This is a genomic window from Mesorhizobium sp. M1088 (assembly GCF_040318575.1).
Taxonomy (GTDB): domain Bacteria; phylum Pseudomonadota; class Alphaproteobacteria; order Rhizobiales; family Rhizobiaceae; genus Mesorhizobium.
Genome location: NZ_JAMYMO010000021.1, coordinates 14,042 through 30,726, shown reverse-complemented (window position 1 = coordinate 30,726; position 16,685 = coordinate 14,042). Strand labels below are relative to the sequence as shown.

The 16,685-nt window shown below is 63.4% G+C and carries 15 protein-coding genes; 9 read left to right on the top strand and 6 right to left on the bottom strand.

Annotation, left to right across the window (positions count from 1 at the left end):
* Positions 1 to 172 precede the first annotated feature (172 nt).
* Positions 173 to 562, top strand: a complete 390-nt coding sequence (locus NKH49_RS21845; protein WP_352616668.1) for an ANTAR domain-containing protein — start codon at positions 173 to 175, stop codon at positions 560 to 562.
* Positions 563 to 594: 32 nt separating this feature from the next.
* On the opposite strand, the gene NKH49_RS21840 is transcribed toward NKH49_RS21845, so the two are convergent.
* Positions 595 to 1,311, bottom strand: a complete 717-nt coding sequence (locus NKH49_RS21840; RefSeq protein WP_352616665.1) for an HAD family hydrolase — start codon at positions 1,309 to 1,311, stop codon at positions 595 to 597.
* A 169-nt stretch (positions 1,312 to 1,480) separates the two neighbouring features.
* On the opposite strand from NKH49_RS21840, the gene NKH49_RS21835 reads away from it, so the two are divergent.
* The 4 genes from NKH49_RS21835 to NKH49_RS21820 all read left to right on the top strand — a co-directional run bounded on the left by NKH49_RS21835 (position 1,481) and on the right by NKH49_RS21820 (position 5,729).
* Positions 1,481 to 2,914: a glutamine synthetase family protein gene (locus tag NKH49_RS21835; RefSeq protein WP_023677442.1), complete on the top strand. Its 1,434-nt coding sequence runs from the start codon at positions 1,481 to 1,483 to the stop codon at positions 2,912 to 2,914.
* Positions 2,915 to 2,948: 34 nt separating this feature from the next.
* Positions 2,949 to 3,317, top strand: a complete 369-nt coding sequence (locus tag NKH49_RS21830) for a four helix bundle protein (RefSeq protein WP_352616662.1) — start codon at positions 2,949 to 2,951, stop codon at positions 3,315 to 3,317.
* Between the two features lie 65 nt (positions 3,318 to 3,382).
* Complete coding sequence (locus NKH49_RS21825) at positions 3,383 to 4,669, top strand: NAD(P)/FAD-dependent oxidoreductase (RefSeq protein WP_352616659.1); 1,287 nt, start codon at positions 3,383 to 3,385, stop codon at positions 4,667 to 4,669.
* Positions 4,670 to 4,928: 259 nt separating this feature from the next.
* The gene (locus tag NKH49_RS21820; protein ID WP_352616656.1) at positions 4,929 to 5,729 is read left to right on the top strand and encodes an SH3 domain-containing protein; all 801 of its coding nucleotides are present in this window, start codon (positions 4,929 to 4,931) and stop codon (positions 5,727 to 5,729) included.
* Between the two features lie 63 nt (positions 5,730 to 5,792).
* Here NKH49_RS21820 and NKH49_RS21815 read toward each other — a convergent pair whose 3' ends face one another.
* Entirely contained in the window at positions 5,793 to 6,539 is a 747-nt protein-coding gene (locus NKH49_RS21815) for an SDR family oxidoreductase (RefSeq protein WP_023677438.1), read from the bottom strand.
* Positions 6,540 to 6,811: 272 nt separating this feature from the next.
* On the opposite strand from NKH49_RS21815, the gene zwf reads away from it, so the two are divergent.
* From zwf to edd, 3 genes are all read left to right on the top strand, one after another.
* On the top strand, positions 6,812 to 8,281 hold the full coding sequence (gene zwf / locus NKH49_RS21810) for a glucose-6-phosphate dehydrogenase (protein WP_352472717.1): 1,470 nt from the start codon (positions 6,812 to 6,814) through the stop codon (positions 8,279 to 8,281).
* A complete protein-coding gene (gene pgl, locus NKH49_RS21805; RefSeq protein ID WP_352541755.1) occupies positions 8,263 to 8,976 on the top strand; it encodes a 6-phosphogluconolactonase in 714 nt (237 codons plus the stop codon). Before zwf ends, pgl begins: the two co-directional genes overlap by 19 nt.
* 73 nt (positions 8,977 to 9,049) lie before the next feature.
* Complete coding sequence (gene edd / locus NKH49_RS21800; protein WP_352541754.1) at positions 9,050 to 10,873, top strand: phosphogluconate dehydratase; 1,824 nt, start codon at positions 9,050 to 9,052, stop codon at positions 10,871 to 10,873.
* Between the two features lie 48 nt (positions 10,874 to 10,921).
* Here edd and NKH49_RS21795 read toward each other — a convergent pair whose 3' ends face one another.
* The 4 genes from NKH49_RS21795 to NKH49_RS21780 all read right to left on the bottom strand — a co-directional run bounded on the left by NKH49_RS21795 (position 10,922) and on the right by NKH49_RS21780 (position 15,558).
* On the bottom strand, positions 10,922 to 12,589 hold the full coding sequence (locus NKH49_RS21795) for a vWA domain-containing protein (protein ID WP_352616652.1): 1,668 nt from the start codon (positions 12,587 to 12,589) through the stop codon (positions 10,922 to 10,924).
* A gap of 109 nt (positions 12,590 to 12,698) precedes the next feature.
* Positions 12,699 to 13,697, bottom strand: a complete 999-nt coding sequence (locus NKH49_RS21790) for a GlxA family transcriptional regulator (protein ID WP_254820541.1) — start codon at positions 13,695 to 13,697, stop codon at positions 12,699 to 12,701.
* 16 nt (positions 13,698 to 13,713) lie between these two features.
* Positions 13,714 to 14,613, bottom strand: a complete 900-nt coding sequence (gene folD, locus NKH49_RS21785) for a bifunctional methylenetetrahydrofolate dehydrogenase/methenyltetrahydrofolate cyclohydrolase FolD (protein WP_352616650.1) — start codon at positions 14,611 to 14,613, stop codon at positions 13,714 to 13,716.
* A gap of 207 nt (positions 14,614 to 14,820) precedes the next feature.
* Positions 14,821 to 15,558: a hypothetical protein gene (locus NKH49_RS21780; RefSeq protein WP_352616647.1), complete on the bottom strand. Its 738-nt coding sequence runs from the start codon at positions 15,556 to 15,558 to the stop codon at positions 14,821 to 14,823.
* A gap of 226 nt (positions 15,559 to 15,784) precedes the next feature.
* On the opposite strand from NKH49_RS21780, the gene proC reads away from it, so the two are divergent.
* Positions 15,785 to 16,600 (top strand): pyrroline-5-carboxylate reductase, encoded by an 816-nt coding sequence (gene proC / locus NKH49_RS21775; protein ID WP_352616645.1) that lies wholly within the window; start codon positions 15,785 to 15,787, stop codon positions 16,598 to 16,600.
* Positions 16,601 to 16,685: the final 85 nt, after the last annotated feature.

Below are 16,685 nucleotides of genomic sequence, written 5' to 3'. Positions count from 1 at the left end.
CTGATACGCCATTTGAGCTTGACATGAGCAGTGATCTCACGCCAATTACCTCTCGAGTTTCAACCCTGCATTGAAACATTGAACAACGGCCTGCCCCGCCATGTGCCCTGCGAATCGCGACATCGAGACTGCAAAACAGCTGCCTTTCGTCAGCCGGGACGTGGAGACGCGGATGCTCCCGGATTTCTCGCGGGTGCTGGTGGTCGGAAAATCACCGATCAACCGCATCGTGGTTTCAAAAATCGTGGAGCGGTCCGGCCTCAAACCGATCTCGGAATCTCCCGAAAGCGCGGCAAAGGCCTTGCACGCGCTGATTCCCGGGGCTGTCGTTCTCGACGGCGGTGCGGAGAATGGGGACTGCGACGCCTTGCTGTCGGGTATCGATGCACTGCGAAGGGCGTCAGGCAGATCGCTTCCGTCGGTGATCCTGCTTTCAGTCAAGACCGGCACGCCGGAGAGCCTGGGCCTGTCCAGCGTCATCGATGCAGTGGTCGTCAAGCCGATCACCACCGAACGGCTGCAGCCGGTGATCGACCGGCTGATCGCAATTAGCCGCAATTGACGCCTACCGTGATGCCTCGGCTGCCGATCTGATCAATCAATCTCGCCGATACGCTCGATCAAGCCCGGCAGTTCACCGAGATTGGCTATCTGGCGAAAGCGTGGTGCCGAGACCGGCGGCTCGACATGTTCCAGCACCCAGGTCAGATCATGCGGAACGTGGATGCCCCAACTGCCGGCTTCGATGGCCGGCACGACGTCCGATTTGAGCGAGTTGCCGACCATCATGCCCTTTTCCGGGCCGTCGCCGTGGCGGCTGAAGATGCGGCTATAGGTGGCCGCGCTCTTGTCGCTGACGATCTCGACGGCATCAAACAGCTCGCCCAGCCCGGATTGCGCGAGCTTGCGTTCCTGGTCGAACAGGTCGCCCTTGGTGATCAGCACCAGGCGGTAGGCGCCGGCCAGCTTTTCCACGGTTTCGCGCGCATGCGGAAGCGGCTCGATCGGATGGCTGAGCATCTCGCGGCCCGCGGCGAGAATTTCGGCGATAGTCGAGGCCCGCACCTGGCCGTCGGTGACGTCGATCGCCGTCTCGATCATCGACAGCGTGAACCCCTTGATGCCGAAGCCGTAGACCGCGAGGTTGCGCTTCTCGGCCTCCAGCAATCTTGCTGAAATCCGGTCCTCCTCGGCGTGATCGGCGAGCAGTGCGGCAAAGCGCTTCTCGGTCACGCGGAAGAACTGTTCGTTCTGCCACAGCGTGTCGTCGGCATCGAAGCCGATCGTTGTCAGTTTGCGGCTGTGTTGCATTCGACGTCTTCAATTGCGGCGTTGCGGGACGCCGACCCTAGACCAGGATGTTTTTATCCGGAAGTCGTTGTGTTTCCCCGGCTAGTCGAGGCGGACGCCAGCCGGCTCCCCTTCCCTTTCGTCGCCGGCAACGGCTATACTCCACAATCTGCAACAAATCTGGTGATTGATGCCGCCTGCAAAAAAGGAAGTCCGTCCGTCGAGCCGCGGAGGACGCGCCCGCACGCCTGCCTTCGTGAAAAACCAACGTGGCGTCAAGAACTGGAAGGAAGTCAGCGCCTGGCTGGAATGGCGCGGCATCGAAGATATCGAATGCATCACACCCGACCAGGCCGGGGTTGCGCGCGGCAAGATGATGCCATCGAAGAAGTTCACCTCCAACACCTCGCTGGCGCTGCCTTCGGCGGTGTTCATGACAACGATTTCCGGCGGCTATCCGGAGGACGGCAACGGCTTCCACTATCCGGAGGACGACGGCGACCTCAAGCTGATGCCTGACCTCTCGACGCTGACGGTGGTGCCGTGGGAGGAGGACCCTACTGCGGCGGTTATCTGCGACCTCGTCCATCAGGACGGCCGCTCGGTCGAGTTCACGCCGCGCAACGTGCTGAAGCGCGTGCTTGCCGCCTATGACAAGCGTGGACTGAGGCCGGTCGTGGCACCCGAGATCGAGTTCTACCTGGTGCGCAAGAACCCCGATCCGGACTATCCGCTGACCCCGCCGGTAGGTCGATCGGGGCGGCCGATCGGCGGCGGCGCCGGCTATTCGATCGCCGGGGTTAACGAATTCGACGAATTGATCGACGACATCTACCATTTCTCCGAAAGCCAGGGCCTGGAGATCGACACGCTGATCCACGAGGAGGGCGCCGGCCAGCTCGAAATCAATCTGCGTCACGGCGATCCGATCGAGCTCGCCGATCAGGTGTTCATGTTCAAGCGAACCATCCGCGAGGCGGCGCTCAAGCACGAGATCTACGCCACGTTTATGGCCAAGCCGATCCAAGGGCAGCCCGGTTCGGCCATGCATATCCATCAGTCGATCATCGACAAGAAGACCGGCAAGAACGTCTTTTCGGCGGAGGACGGCTCGGAGACCGACGCCTTCTTCCACTTCATCGGCGGCATGCAGAAACATGTGCCCAACGCGCTGGTAATGTTTGCGCCCTATGTCAATTCCTACCGGCGGCTGACGCAGTCGGCCTCGGCGCCGGTCAACAACAAATGGGGCTACGACAACCGCACCACGGCCTTCCGCGTGCCCCGCTCCGACCCGGCGGCGCGGCGCGTCGAAAACCGCATCCCCTCCTCCGACGCCAACCCCTATCTGGCGCTGGCGGCATCGCTTGCCTGCGGACTGATCGGCATGACCAACAAGATCAAGGCCGAGCCGCCGGTTCTGACGACCGCCAACGAGGACCAGATCGACCTGCCGCGCAGCCTGCTCGAAGCCGTCGACCTGTTCGAGGCAGACGAAGAACTCGGCGCGCTGCTCGGCAAGTCATTTGCCGCCACCTATGCGGCGATCAAGCGAGCGGAATTCGAAACCTTCATGGAAGTGATCAGCCCGTGGGAGAGGGAGTATTTGCTGCTGAATGTGTAGTAGGGGAGTAGGGCAGTAGGGGAGTAGGGCAAGGATGACGGACAAGATCGCATCGTACAGGGATCTGATCGTTTGGCAGCAAGCCATGGACCTAACAGTTGCAATCTACCAGGTGACAAGGACTTGGCCGAAAGACGAGATCTACGGGCTGACGGGTCAGGTGCGTCGGGCAGCAACGTCGGTGCCCGCCAACATCGCCGAGCGTTACGGCCGAGAAAGCCGAGCTTCCTACCAGCAGTTTCTCAGGATCGCCCAGGGATCACTCAAGGAACTGGAGACACACCTTTTAATCGCGCAAAGGGTTGGAATTACCTCTCGCGAGGCGGTCGAGTCATTGATGCCCCACAGCGAGAGCGTAGGAAAGCTCTTGCGGCTTCTGATCCGCAAGCTGTCGGCTGAATAGACACCTACTGCCCTACTGCCCTACTGCCCTACTGCCCTACTGCCCTACTGCCCTAGCCGAGCATCATGACTTACCAATCCCCAATCTCCCCCGGCCGCTCCTGGTACGAAGACACGGCCGGGCCAAGGCCCGAATATCCGGCGCTCGACGGCGACCGGACATGCGATGTGGTGATTGTCGGCGGCGGCTTTACCGGCCTGTCGGCGGCGGCTCATCTCGCCACGACAGGCGCGGATGTCGTGCTTATCGAAACGCATCGTTTCGGTGACGGCGCATCGGGCCGCAATGGTGGCCAGCTCGGCACCGGACAACGGGCCTGGGCAGAGGAACTGGAAGCGGAATACGGCTTTTCCCGCGCCAAGGCACTGTTCGACCTGGCCGAAAAGGCCAAGGCGCATCTGCTCGACTTTGCCGCGATGCACCAGATCGAGATCGACTATATGCCCGGCCAGATGTCGGTGGCGCACAAGAAGCGCTATGTCGACGACTACAAGGCGCATGCCGAGATCATGGCGAGCCGTTTCGGCTATCCGCACATCTCATTCATGGATGCCGCGGAGACAGCCGAGCGGCTGGGCTCGACGCATTATTTCGGCGGCACCCGCGACACCGGCACCGGCCACATCCATCCGCTGAAACTGGTCATCGGCACCGCAAAGGTGGCGGCAGAGGCCGGCGCAAAGCTTTTCGAGCAGACGCCGTCGACCGGCATCACCTCCGGCGGCGGCAAGGTCAGGGTTGCGACGCCGAAGGGCACGATCACCGCCGCTAAATGCCTGATCGGGGTCAATGCCTATGGCGGCACGCTCGAACCGGTGAGTGCCGCGCATATCATGCCGATCGGCTCGTTCATCGGCGCGACTATACCGCTGGGAGCCGATTCCAAAGTGTTGCCGGGTGGCGAGGCGGTCGACGATTCGCGCTTTGTCGTGCGCTATTTCCGCAAATCGAAGGATGGGCGGCTGCTGTTTGGCGGGCGCGAGATCTATGCGGTCAACGATCCCAAGGACATCCACATCCACATCCGCCGGCAGATTGCCGAGATTTATCCGGCACTGAACGACGTCGAGATCACCCATGGCTGGGGCGGCTATGTCGGCATCACCGTGCCGAGAAAGCCGTTCGTGCGCGAAGTGATGCCCAATGTGATTTCGATCGGCGGTTATTCCGGCCACGGCGTCATGCTGTCGAACTTTTTCGGCAAGCTTTATGCCGAGACGGTCGCCGGCAACCGCGACCGTCTGAAGCTGATCGAGGACCTGAAAATTCCACCCTTCCCCGGCGGCCGGCGTTTGCGCGCGCCACTGCTCTTCCTTGCGCTCAACTGGTACGCGTTGCGGGACAGGATCTAACCAGACGTTGCAGAATCCTTAACCAGGGCGCAGAATTCCCGCCAAGGGCGCAGTGATGCCACAATCGCGGGCGAAAGATGATGCTCGTGGGCAGCTGAACGGGGAATTTTTGCGGGCCTGCCCGCTTTTGGTTTGGGACCGATGCCGATCGAAATGCCGGCTCTCCGGCATGGGTCGTAAGAACATTGGCCCGCAAATGGAGGTGGCAAGTGTGAGAGAGCCCTTCAGTTTCGGCGCGCCGGAACGACGGCGCCTTGCGATGCAATTCGGCTACGATATGCGGCCGACGTTCTGGCACGGGGTCCGGTCGAACGCGCATCTGGTGATAGCCGCGCTTGGCACGGTCGCACTGCTCGGCGTTGCCGCGGTGGCACTGTGGCTGGCATTGCCGGCAAATGAGCGACAAGCGGCCGCAAGTCCTGAGCAGATCGTTCCGACCATCCCGGTCAAGACGACGAAGATCATGCCTGCCAAGGTTGCTGCGGCGCCGCGGACGACGGGCAAGGCAGATGCGGTTTCCCCAGCGGTGGCCGCAGCGGAAGCCGAGATACCAGCGCTGGCTCCCAACGATCCGCGCTGGACAGGGCCAAAGACGGCATCGGCCGCCGCCACGGCAGCATCCGACCAGCTGGCAAGCCAGACCGAGCAGGCGACCGATAAATCGTCTGCTTCGGTGGCATTCGCCGACCCGGCAGCAAAACCCGATGCTGCGGCATTGTTTGCCAAAGTCGCGGCTCCCGGCAGCTCAACGAAAAACAGCGGGCCCGATGGCGCGCAGACCGCCGCCATCCCCACGCCCAAGCCGCAACTGCCGACGCAGACTTCGAGCGAAGACGACAACAGCACCAAGGCAAATTCCGGAAGAGCCAATACTGCCGGTACCGGACGCATCCTGAGATCCGTCACCATGCGCACCGGCCCAAAAAAGAATGCGGCCGCCATTCTCACCGTGCCGGCCAAGACCTCGGTGCAGGTGATGAGCTGCAAGCAATGGTGCCAGATCGTCTACAACGGCAAGCGCGGCTGGATTTACAAGAGCTACGTCAAAACCGGGGCGTAGGGCCGGCAGAGCGATTGCGGGTCGCTCGCCGTCAGCCAGTCCTCCGCCGGAGGCCCCGGCCGTTCAAATACAACGTCCGCCGTCGACTTCCAGCGCCACGCCAGTGATGAAAGCCGCTTCGTCCGAAGCAAGCCAAAGCGCGGCATTGGCTATGTCGAGCGGCGTCGAAAGCCGGCCGAGCGGGATCGACGCGCGGAACTTCTCGCGGATCTCGGGTGTGTCGGCGCCCATGAATTTCGCGAGCATGCCGGTCTCGCCGGCAACTGGGCAGAGGCAGTTGACGCGGATGTTCTTCGGCGCGAGTTCCACCGCCATCGATTTGGTCGCGGTGATCGCCCAGCCCTTCGATGCATTGTACCAGGTGAGGCCGGGCCGCGGTCTGATACCGGCGGTGGAGGCCGTCGTCAGGATGACGCCACCGCCTTGCCGTTCCATGACCGGCACCACTGCAAGCGCTGCGTGGTAGATCGCCTTCATGTTGACTGATGTGATCAGGTCGAAGGTCGCTTCGTCGACTTCCAGCATGTCACCGTTGCGATGGGTGTAACCCGCGTTGTTGACCATGATGTCGATGCGGCCGAAGGCGCTCATTGCGGCATGGACCATGTCGTCGAATTCGGACCGCAGCGAGACGTCGGTCTGGGTCCAGATCGCCTTTTCGCCGATCTCGCCGGCAACGCGCTCTGCGCCCTTGGCGTTCAGATCGGCGACGACTACCCGCGCGCCCTCCTCGGCAAAGCGCCTGGCCATGCCCTCGCCAAAGCCCGAGGCAGCGCCAGTGATGATTGCGACCTTATTTTTGAGGCGCATGCTTTTCTCACTCATCGTTGAAAGCGATCGATGACGCGTTTGGCCAGGCCATCGAAAGATGTGCGTCCATCGACGATTTCTCCTTTGGCTTTCGCTGCCATCCGGCTCTATGCTGCAACTGCGAAGGCTCCGGAAGCATCGCTTGCCGACAAGCCTCCGGCCAGCGCCGGTGTCAAGAGCACACGCGGATGTGACGCAATGGCACTGGCAAGTTTAAATCGATTAGATTATATCAGCCGCGTTATCGCGACCGGCGTCACAGCGGACAGACCATGACCAGCCAGATCATTCCCGTCGACCCTTTCGACTTCATCATTTTCGGCGGCACCGGCGACCTCTCGGAACGTAAGCTTCTGCCGTCGCTGTACCACCGGCAGCGCGACCACCAGTTTTCCGAGCCGACGCGCATCATCGGCACATCGCGTTCGAAGATGACCGACGAGGAATTCCAGTCGTTCGCCAGGCAGGCGATTGCCGATCATGTGAAACCGGAGGATATCGACGCCACGGAACTGAAGACGTTCCTCGCGCGGCTCTCCTATATCCCGGCAGATGCAACCACAGGTGCCGGCTTCGACAGGCTGAAGAAGGCGATCGGCGACAGCGAACACATCCGCGCTTTCTATCTGGCTGTGGCGCCGGCGCTGTTCGGCGACATCTCGCACAAGCTGAAGGAGCACGGGCTGATCACGCCGAATTCGCGCATCGTGCTGGAAAAGCCGATCGGCCGCGATCTCGCTTCGGCGCGCGCGCTCAACGACCTGGTCGGCGACGACTTCCATGAAAGCCAGATTTTCCGCATCGACCACTATCTCGGCAAGGAGACGGTCCAGAATTTGATGGCGCTGCGTTTTGCCAACGCGCTCTACGAGCCGCTTTGGAATTCCGCCAATGTCGATCATGTGCAGATCACCGTGGCCGAGACTGTCGGCCTGGAAGACCGCGTCACCTATTACGACAAGGCCGGCGCATTGCGCGACATGGTGCAGAACCACATGCTGCAGCTGCTCTGCCTGGTCGCGATGGAGGCGCCGTCGTCGATGGACGCCGATGCCGTCCGTGACGAAAAGCTGAAGGTGCTGCGGGCGCTGAAGCGCATCAACGGCAACGAAGCACCGAAGCACACGGTGCGCGGGCAGTATCGTGCCGGCGCCTCGGCCGGCGGGCCGGTGAAAGGCTATGTCGAGGAACTCGGCAAGAACAGCAACACCGAGACTTTCGTTGCGCTCAAGGCCGAGATCGGCAACTGGCGCTGGGCGGGCGTGCCGTTCTACCTCCGAACCGGCAAGCGGCTGGCGACGCGCGTTTCGGAGATCGTCATCGAATTCAAGCCGATCCCGCATTCGATCTTCGGCGAGAGCGCCGGGCCGATCTCCGCCAACCAGCTGGTCATCAGGCTGCAGCCCGACGAGGGCGTCAAGCAGTTCATCATGATCAAGGACCCGGGGCCGGGCGGCATGCGACTGCGCCAGATTCCGCTCGACATGAGTTTTGCGCAATCCTTCGACGGCCGCGCCCCCGATGCCTATGAGCGGCTGATCATGGACGTCATCCGTGGCAACCAGACGCTGTTCATGCGCCGCGACGAGGTCGAGGCGGCGTGGAAATGGATCGACCCGATCCAGGACGCCTGGGAGAGCGGCAGGCAAGAGGCGCAAGGCTACACCGCCGGCACATGGGGCCCCTCGGCCTCGATTGCGCTGATCGAACGCGACGGGCGGACATGGCACGAGAGCAATTAGGCGGCGCCTACAACTGGCACGAATTTGCCGGACGCCAGGAGTTGGCGACAGCGCTTGCCGGCCACGTCGCCGGCCGTCTGTCAAAGGCGATCGCCGAGCGCGGCACGGCGCTGCTTGCGGTCTCGGGCGGCACGACGCCGGCGAAATTCTTCGCGGCGCTTTCGACCGTTCCGATCGCCTGGGAAAAGGTGACGATAACATTGGTCGACGAGCGCTTCGTGCCGCCCTCATCGCCGCGCTCCAATGCCGGCCTGGTTGCCGCCAACCTGCTGCAGAACGCGGCCGCCGCCGCGAATTTCGTGCCGCTCTACCACGCCGCGGCAAGTATCGAGGGTGCAGCGGTCTCCGACAGCGAGGCACTGCAAGTGCTGCCCTGGCCACTCGACGTCGTTGTGCTCGGCATGGGAACTGATGGCCACACCGCCTCGTTCTTTCCGGATGCCGAGAACCTGGCAAGATTGCTCGATCCGTCGTCGCAAAGGGTCGTGCTTCCGGTTCATGCGGCAAGCGCCGGCGAGCCACGGCTGACGCTGTCACTGGCGCGGATCATCAAAGCCGCCTTCATCGCGCTGCATATCGAGGGCGCGGAAAAACGCAGCGCATTCGAGGCCGCGCTTGGAACTGGAACACGAAAGCCCATTCGCGCCGTGCTCGATGCCACTCAAAAGCCCGTAGAGGTTTTCTGGGCACCCTGATCTCAACTTGGCTGCAGGTCCCGGCAACAGCCGGAAGGTGTTTGCGGGACCTCGCCTGAAAGGACCGACCGCCATGACCGCAAGACGCGATATCGAAGCCATCACCCAGCGCATCCGTGAGCGCTCCAAGCCCGGTCGCGAGGCCTATCTCGGCCGCATCGCCGAAGCCTCGAACCGCACCGCCAACCGGGCCGTGCTGTCCTGCGGCAACCTGGCCCATGGCTTTGCCGTCTGCAGCCCTTCCGAAAAGGTGGCGCTTGGCGGCGACCGGGTGCCGAATCTCGGCATTATCACCTCCTATAACGACATGCTGTCGGCGCATCAGCCTTTCGAGACGTTTCCGAGGCTGATCAAGGATGCGGCGCGCGAGGCCGGCGGCATCGCCCAGGTGGCCGGCGGCGTGCCGGCGATGTGCGACGGCGTCACCCAGGGCCAGCCCGGAATGGAGCTGTCGCTGTTCTCGCGCGACGTGATCGCCATGGCCGCGGCAATCGGCCTGTCGCACAACATGTTCGATGCCGCCGTCTATCTCGGCGTCTGCGACAAGATCGTGCCTGGACTGGTGATCGCGGCGCTGACCTTCGGCCATCTGCCGGCGGTCTTCATCCCGGCCGGGCCGATGACGACCGGCATTCCGAACGACGAAAAAGCCAAGATCCGCCAGCTCTATGCCGAGGGCAAGGCGGGACGGGCCGAACTGCTCGAAGCGGAATCAAAATCCTATCACGGGCCGGGAACCTGCACTTTCTACGGTACCGCCAATTCCAACCAGATGCTGATGGAGATCATGGGCCTGCACACGCCTGGCGCTTCCTTCGTCAATCCCGGCACGCCGTTGCGCGACGCACTGACCAGGGAGGCGACGAAGCGGGCGCTGGCGATCACCGCGCTCGGCAACGCCTACACGCCGGTCGGGCGGATGATCGACGAGCGCTCGATCGTCAACGGTATCGTCGGCCTGCACGCCACCGGCGGTTCGACCAACCACACCATCCACCTGATCGCCATGGCAGCGGCGGCCGGCATCGCCATTACCTGGCAGGATATTTCCGACATCTCGGAAGCCGTGCCTCTGCTGGCGCGAGTCTATCCGAACGGCCTTGCCGATGTGAACCACTTCCATGCCGCCGGCGGGCTCGGCTTCCTGATCCGCGAACTGCTCGACGCGGGCATCCTGCATGAGGATGTGCAGACGGTGTGGGGCGAAGGGCTGCGCCCCTACGCGGTCGAGGCCAGGCTCGGCGCCGACGGCGGCGTCGTGCGCGAGGCTTCGCCGCGCGAGAGCGGGGACGAGAAGGTGCTGGCGCCGTTCAAGAAGGCGTTCCAGCCGAGCGGCGGTCTGAAAGTGCTTTCGGGCAATCTCGGCCACGCCGTCATCAAGACATCGGCGGTCAAGCCGGAGCGGCGCATCATCGAGGCGCCGGCCAAGGTGTTCGACAGCCAGCAAGGCCTGAACGAGGCGTTCACGGCGGGGTCGCTGACCGGCGACTTCATCGCCGTCATTCGGTTCCAGGGTCCGAAGGCCAACGGCATGCCGGAATTGCACAGGCTGACCACCGTGCTCGGCATCCTGCAGGACCGCGGCCAGCATGTGGCGCTGGTCACCGACGGCCGCATGTCGGGCGCTTCAGGCAAGGTGCCGGCGGCGATCCACGTGACGCCGGAAGCGGCGGAGGACGGGCCTATCGCCAGGATCCATGACGGCGATATCATCAGGCTCGACGCCGAGGCCGGGACGCTGGAGGTACTGGTGCCAGCCGGCGATTTCGCACTGCGCCGGCCCGCGGACAGCGACCTCATAGGCAATGAATTCGGCTTCGGCCGCGAGCTTTTCGCCGGGTTCCGGCAGTTGGTGGGACGCGCCGACCATGGCGCCAGCGCCTTCGGTACGGCGTGATTTTTTCGGCAATAAGTAAGAGCGGCTAATGGCTGCTCTCCACTGGATTTATTGAACCGTCAGTTCGGCTCGCGCGCCGGCCCTGACCGTTACCGTGCCTTCCTTCGAGCTGTTGTCCGATTTCTCCGAAACCACCGCGTAGTCACCGGCCGACAGGGTGGCTTGATACTTCTGATCATAGGCGTAGCCGACCGACTTGCGGGTTCCGTCGATGGCCTTCCTGGCCTCGAATATCTCGATCTTCGAGGCTCCTGGCGCGGTTATCGTCAGCATGCCGGCGTTCATCGCGATCTTCAGATCCTGATGGTCGCCAACCTTGACGCTGAACGGCTGCTCGGCCACCGCAAGGTCGACCGTCGCGACCATTACATAATCGTCGGGCGGCAGATCGAACTTGCTGTCCGGACCGTAGGCATAAGTCACCTCCTGCCTGGTTCCGTCGACGTTCTTTTTCGCCTGGAGCACTTTGAAGCCGATGCCCGAACCCTCGGCCTTGTCGCCGCCGGCAGCATAATAGGCGTTGGCGACGACACGCCCGACGCCGACGATGATGTCCTTGTCGATGACCCTGCCGGCGGCAAGCGGGATCGTCTCGATAACCATGCCCTGGCCGATCGTGACCGTCACCTTCAGGTCACCGGCCGGCAGCACGACTTTCGTATCACCGTAATAGGTCGGCGGGGTGTCGACGCCGGGATAGCCGATTACGACAGCCGCGCCGTCATCAACGTCCGCTCCTTCGCTCGGCCTGGGGTGGATGACCAGCGTGCCGGCATTCAGGTTGAAGTGCGGTTTGGCGACCTGGCCAGGCTCTATTGTGATCTTCTGTTCGGCCCTGGCCTCGCCGGCACGCGCGACGACGATATAGTCGCCCGGCTCCAGATTGCCCTTGTAGGTGCCATATTCGGTGGTGACGGGATCGCCGCGCGTGCCGTCGGAATTCGCCTTGTAGATCTCCCAGGCATTGCCGTCGGTGACGGGATCGCCACCCTCGGCAAGCACGACGGTGGGCACGAAATTGTACTCCGCCGGCTGAGCGGGCGCCGGCTGGGGAGCAGGCTGCGGGGCGGGAGTCGGTTCAGGGGCGGGTGGTGGAGGCGCGACGGTCTCGACGAGGGCGTCCTGCAATGCCTTTTCATCCGACGCTTCGATATATTTGCCGCCGGTATTGTCGGCGAGGCAACCGATCTGCTTGCCTTCGGCCGCCGTCAGGCCGAAGCCGACGACATTGACGGTGAAGTCGACGCCAGCAGCCTCCAGTTCCTTGCCGAGCGCACAGGGATCGCCGTTGCATGTCTCGATGCCATCGGTGATGAGCACGACCGTCGCCTTGTCCTCGGTGTATTTCAATGCTTCCGCCGCTTGCTTGACCGCGGCGGTCAACGGCGTCTTGCCCTGAAATTTCAAGCTGTCGGCCGCGGCTGAGATCGCACTTGCCGAGCCTGCCTGCGGTGGCACGATGAGTTCGATGTCGTCGCAACTGGCCTTCTCGCGATGGCCATAGGCCATGAAGCCTATTTCCTCCTCGGCCGGGACCGATTGCAGCACGTTCCGCAGCGATTGACGGGCGATTTCGAGCTTGGGCTTGCCGTCGATCTGCGCCCACATCGAGCCGGAGGCATCGAGAATGACGATGACGCGATCGGCGGCGAAGCCGAACCCTGTCGTCCACAGCAACAGGGCCGCCGCAGCGACGCTCTGCACAAATCCCGTCATCAAAAATCCCCCCGTCAGTCGCCGCCGCTCGGCGCCGGAAAGCTATTTGACGCTGCGTCGCGACACAAGCCCGGGTGGAGTACGAAGCTGCGCCACCTCTGTGCAACCCTCAATAGGTCGTGCGGCGTTCCTCGGAAGGCGGCCGGCCGAATTGGAGCCGATAGCTCTGGGCAAAATAGGAATGCGAGGTGAAGCCGGTGGCGATCGCCACGTCGAGGATCGGCATGTTGGTCTGGCGCAGCAGTTCGCGCGCCCGCTCGAGTCTAAGCCGCATATAGTAGCGCCCGGGCGTCACGCTGAGATGGCGCAGGAACAGGCGCTCGACCTGGCGCACCGACAGGCCCGCCGACTTGGCGAGCTGCACCGCCGACAGCGGCTCGTCGAGATGGTCGGCCATCAGCTCGACGATGCGGCGCAGCTTCTCCGACTTGCCGGTCAGGTCGCGTTCCGGGCCGACGCGCTGGCGGTCCCCGGCCGAGCGGATGCGCTCATGCTGGAACTGGTTGGCGACGCCATTGGCGAGGCTCGAGCCGAAATCACCGCGCACGATCTCCAGCATCAGGTCGATCGATGTGGTGCCGCCGGCGCAGGTGTAGCGCTTGCGGTCGATCTCGAAGACGTTGCCGGTGCAGTTGATGTCCGGAAAGCGTTCGAGGAAACCGGCGCGGTTTTCCCAATGAATGGTGCAGCGATAGCCATCGAGCTGGCCTGCTTCGGCAAGCAGGTAAGAGCCAACCGAAAGCGCGCCGAGCGCATTGCCGCGCCGGCCCCAGCTGCGCAGCGCCGCCAGCACCTTGCTCTTGCCGGGAAATTCCGTCGTCAGCCCGACCGAGACGAACAGGATATCGACCGGCGGCAGATCGGCAACCGCGTAGTCGATCTTGAGCGGCAGGCCGTTGGACGCCATGACGGCGTCGCCGTCGGCCGACACCGTAGTCCAGCCATAGAAATCGCGGCCGAGCAGCCGGTTCGCCGACCGGAACGTGTCGATTGCCGCGGCCAGCGAGAACATGGAGAACTTGTCGACCAACAGAAACCCGAACTGCCGCCCGCCCTGAACGGGATCATTGGTGACCGGCCGTTCTAAGGGAACAGTGAGGTTCGGCAAGGACGCTGCTTTCTGGTCAGAAGGAAGGCCGTTTCAATCCGGCTGCGAGATAGGCGGAAGCTAGCGTGTTGGCCATCAGCATGGCAATGGTCATCGGCCCGACGCCGCCAGGCACCGGCGTGATGGCGCCGGCCGCCTTCGCTGCTTCGGCAAAGGCGACGTCGCCGACGAGGCGCGTCTTGCCTTGGCCCTTTTCAGGTGCGGCGACGCGGTTGATGCCGACATCGATGACGGTGGCGCCAGGCTTGACCCAGTCGCCGCGGACCATTTCAGGCCGGCCGACGGCTGCAACCAGAATATCGGCGGTGCGGGCAAGCGCCGGCAGGTCCCTGGTCCGGCTGTGTGCGATGGTGACGGTGCAGTTGGCGGCAAGCAGAAGATTGGCCATCGGTTTGCCGACGATGTTCGAACGCCCGACGACGACCGCATTGAGACCGGACAGGTCCTTGCCGCGCACGCGTTCGATCAGCAGCATCGAGCCGGCCGGCGTGCAAGGCACGAAGGCGGTCTCGAGTTCGCCGGTGCCGAGCTTGCCGACATTGATGAAGTGGAAGCCGTCGACATCCTTCTCCGGCGCGATGGTCTGGATGATCTTGCCGGAATCGATATGGCCGGGAAGCGGAAGCTGCACGAGGATGCCGTTGATGGCCGGATCGGCGTTGAGCTGGCCGATGATCTTCAACAGGTCCGGCTCGGAGGTTTCGGCCGGCAGCGTGTGCTGAACCGAATGGAAGCCGCATTCCTTGGCGGTGCGGGATTTGGAGGCGACATAGACCTGGCTCGCCGGATCCTCGCCGACGATGACCACGGCGAGACCGGGCTGCCGTCCGCCCTTTTCCGCCAGCTCGGCGGTCAGGGCCTTGACCCGCCGCACCACGTCTTCGGCGACGCTTTTTCCGTCAATCAACTCAGCCATGAACCACCCTCGACGCCTATCGCGTAAGCCTGCCGCGTTAAAACATCCATGCGGCGCGCTCCAGATATCTTTTATGCAGGCCGTTGCCCAGAACCATGCGCTGCGGGCGGACTGCAGCGCGGCATTTTCACGAAAATCGAGCCGGGCAATCCCGTCAATGCGCCGTCCCATGCCGTTAACTCGAAACCGGCATGTTTTATTCGACGCTCAGAAATAGCGGCGGCGCGCGCGGTTTTCGGTGAGCTCGCGAACCGCCTCGCGGAATTCGCGCAGGCTGACGCGGATTTCCTCGATCTGGCTTTGCTGATCGGCGGCTTCCGAGGCCTGATTTGCCTTCCTCGACCAGGCCTGAGTATGGGCCGAATGCGGCGGCGTGGGTTGCTGCGGATAAGGTGCCCGATCGGCATAGAGCGGCTGCGGGTGGAACGCAGGTGGCATCGCTGCGGTGGAATTTGTCGCGGCGGAAGTCTCACCGGACGCCATCTCCTCCGGCGCTCTGCCAGGCATGAGCCGGCTCAGCGCCGACAACACGGCACCGATCGGACCAGAACGTTTGGTACGCGCGACCTCGACCGGCTGAGCGGGAGGCGGCGCTGCCCGGTATGCTGCGTGATCGGCGGAACCGGCATCGGGGCCGCCAAGGGAGCCAGCGGGGTCGAAAAACCCATCGGCAGCTGCAGCCTCTTCCATCAGTATGGTGCCAGCCTTTGGCTCATCAGGATCGGGCTGGCTTATGCCGGCGGCTGCCAACAGGATCGGACTGGCACGCGCTTCGCGGCGCGAGCGGGCAAGACGATGGCGTGTGGCGGCATCCTCGCGCCATGACGGGCCTGCGCGGTCCTCTAGCGAAACCAGCGATGCTTCGTCCTCGCCGCGCACCGCCTCGACGAGTGACAGCAAGGACTGCTCGTTCCTCCAGTGTTCACGATTTTTCCTATAAGCCATGGTTTCTGGAGCCTTCCCCTCGGGCTGGGACGTAGCGACCGCCACTGCTTAAGCGATGCTAAACAGGCATAGGAAATAAAAGGTTAATTTGGTCGCCGCGCGACTGCGCGACTACATGCGCATCCCAACCGCAAGGTCGGGGTTTCCGCCCGATCACGGTCCCAATAGGGCTTCCCCGCCCTGCCGCGAACGTCTATGGGGAAGCCATCTCTATGGGAGGCTTTCGATGACGATCAGGCTTGTTCTCGCCGGTTGCGGCAATATGGGCTACGCCATGCTCTCGGGCTGGCTGAAAGCCGGCAAGCTCGCTGCGACTGCGGTGTTCGTGGTCGAGCCCAATGCCGACTTGCGCAAGCGTGCCGAAGCACTGGGCTGCGGTGTTGGCGCCGATGCCGGCGCCATCCCGGCTGACGCCGTGCCGGCTCTCGTCGTCATTGCGGTGAAGCCGCAGGTGATCCGCGACGTGACGGCTGGTTACATCCGCTTCAACGATGGCCGGACCACCTTCCTCAGCATCGCGGCCGGGACACCGGTCGCCACGTTTGAAGGTATTCTCGGCGACCGCGCGCCGATCGTGCGCTGCATGCCCAACACGCCGGCGGCGATCGGCAAGGGCATGATGGTGGTGTTTTCCAACAGGCTGGTTTCCGACGAAACCAAACGCTTCGTCGCCGACCTGCTTTCGGCAAGCGGGCAAGTGGCCGATATCGACGACGAGGCCCTGATGGATGCGGTGACGGCAGTCTCCGGGTCGGGGCCGGCCTATATCTTCCATTTCATCGAAGGGCTGACCGTGGCCGCCGAGAAAGCCGGCCTGCCGACCGGGACTGCCAAGCTCTTGGCCATGCAGACGGTCTACGGCGCCGCATCGCTGGCCGCCGAAAGCGGCGAGGAGCCGGGCGTGCTCAGGCAGCAGGTGACCAGCCCCAACGGCACCACGGCTGCGGCCCTTGCAGTACTGATGGGCGAGGACCGGCTGACGCGCCTGCTCACCGAGGCGGTGGAAGCGGCGCGGCTGCGGTCTATCGAGCTGGGGAGGTAGGGCTTCTGGGGGAGCCGGTCGGCGGTGACGGTCGACCGTTCCTTTCGGCATTAGCTACCGGTAGAAAGCCGTTACGCGGCGTTCC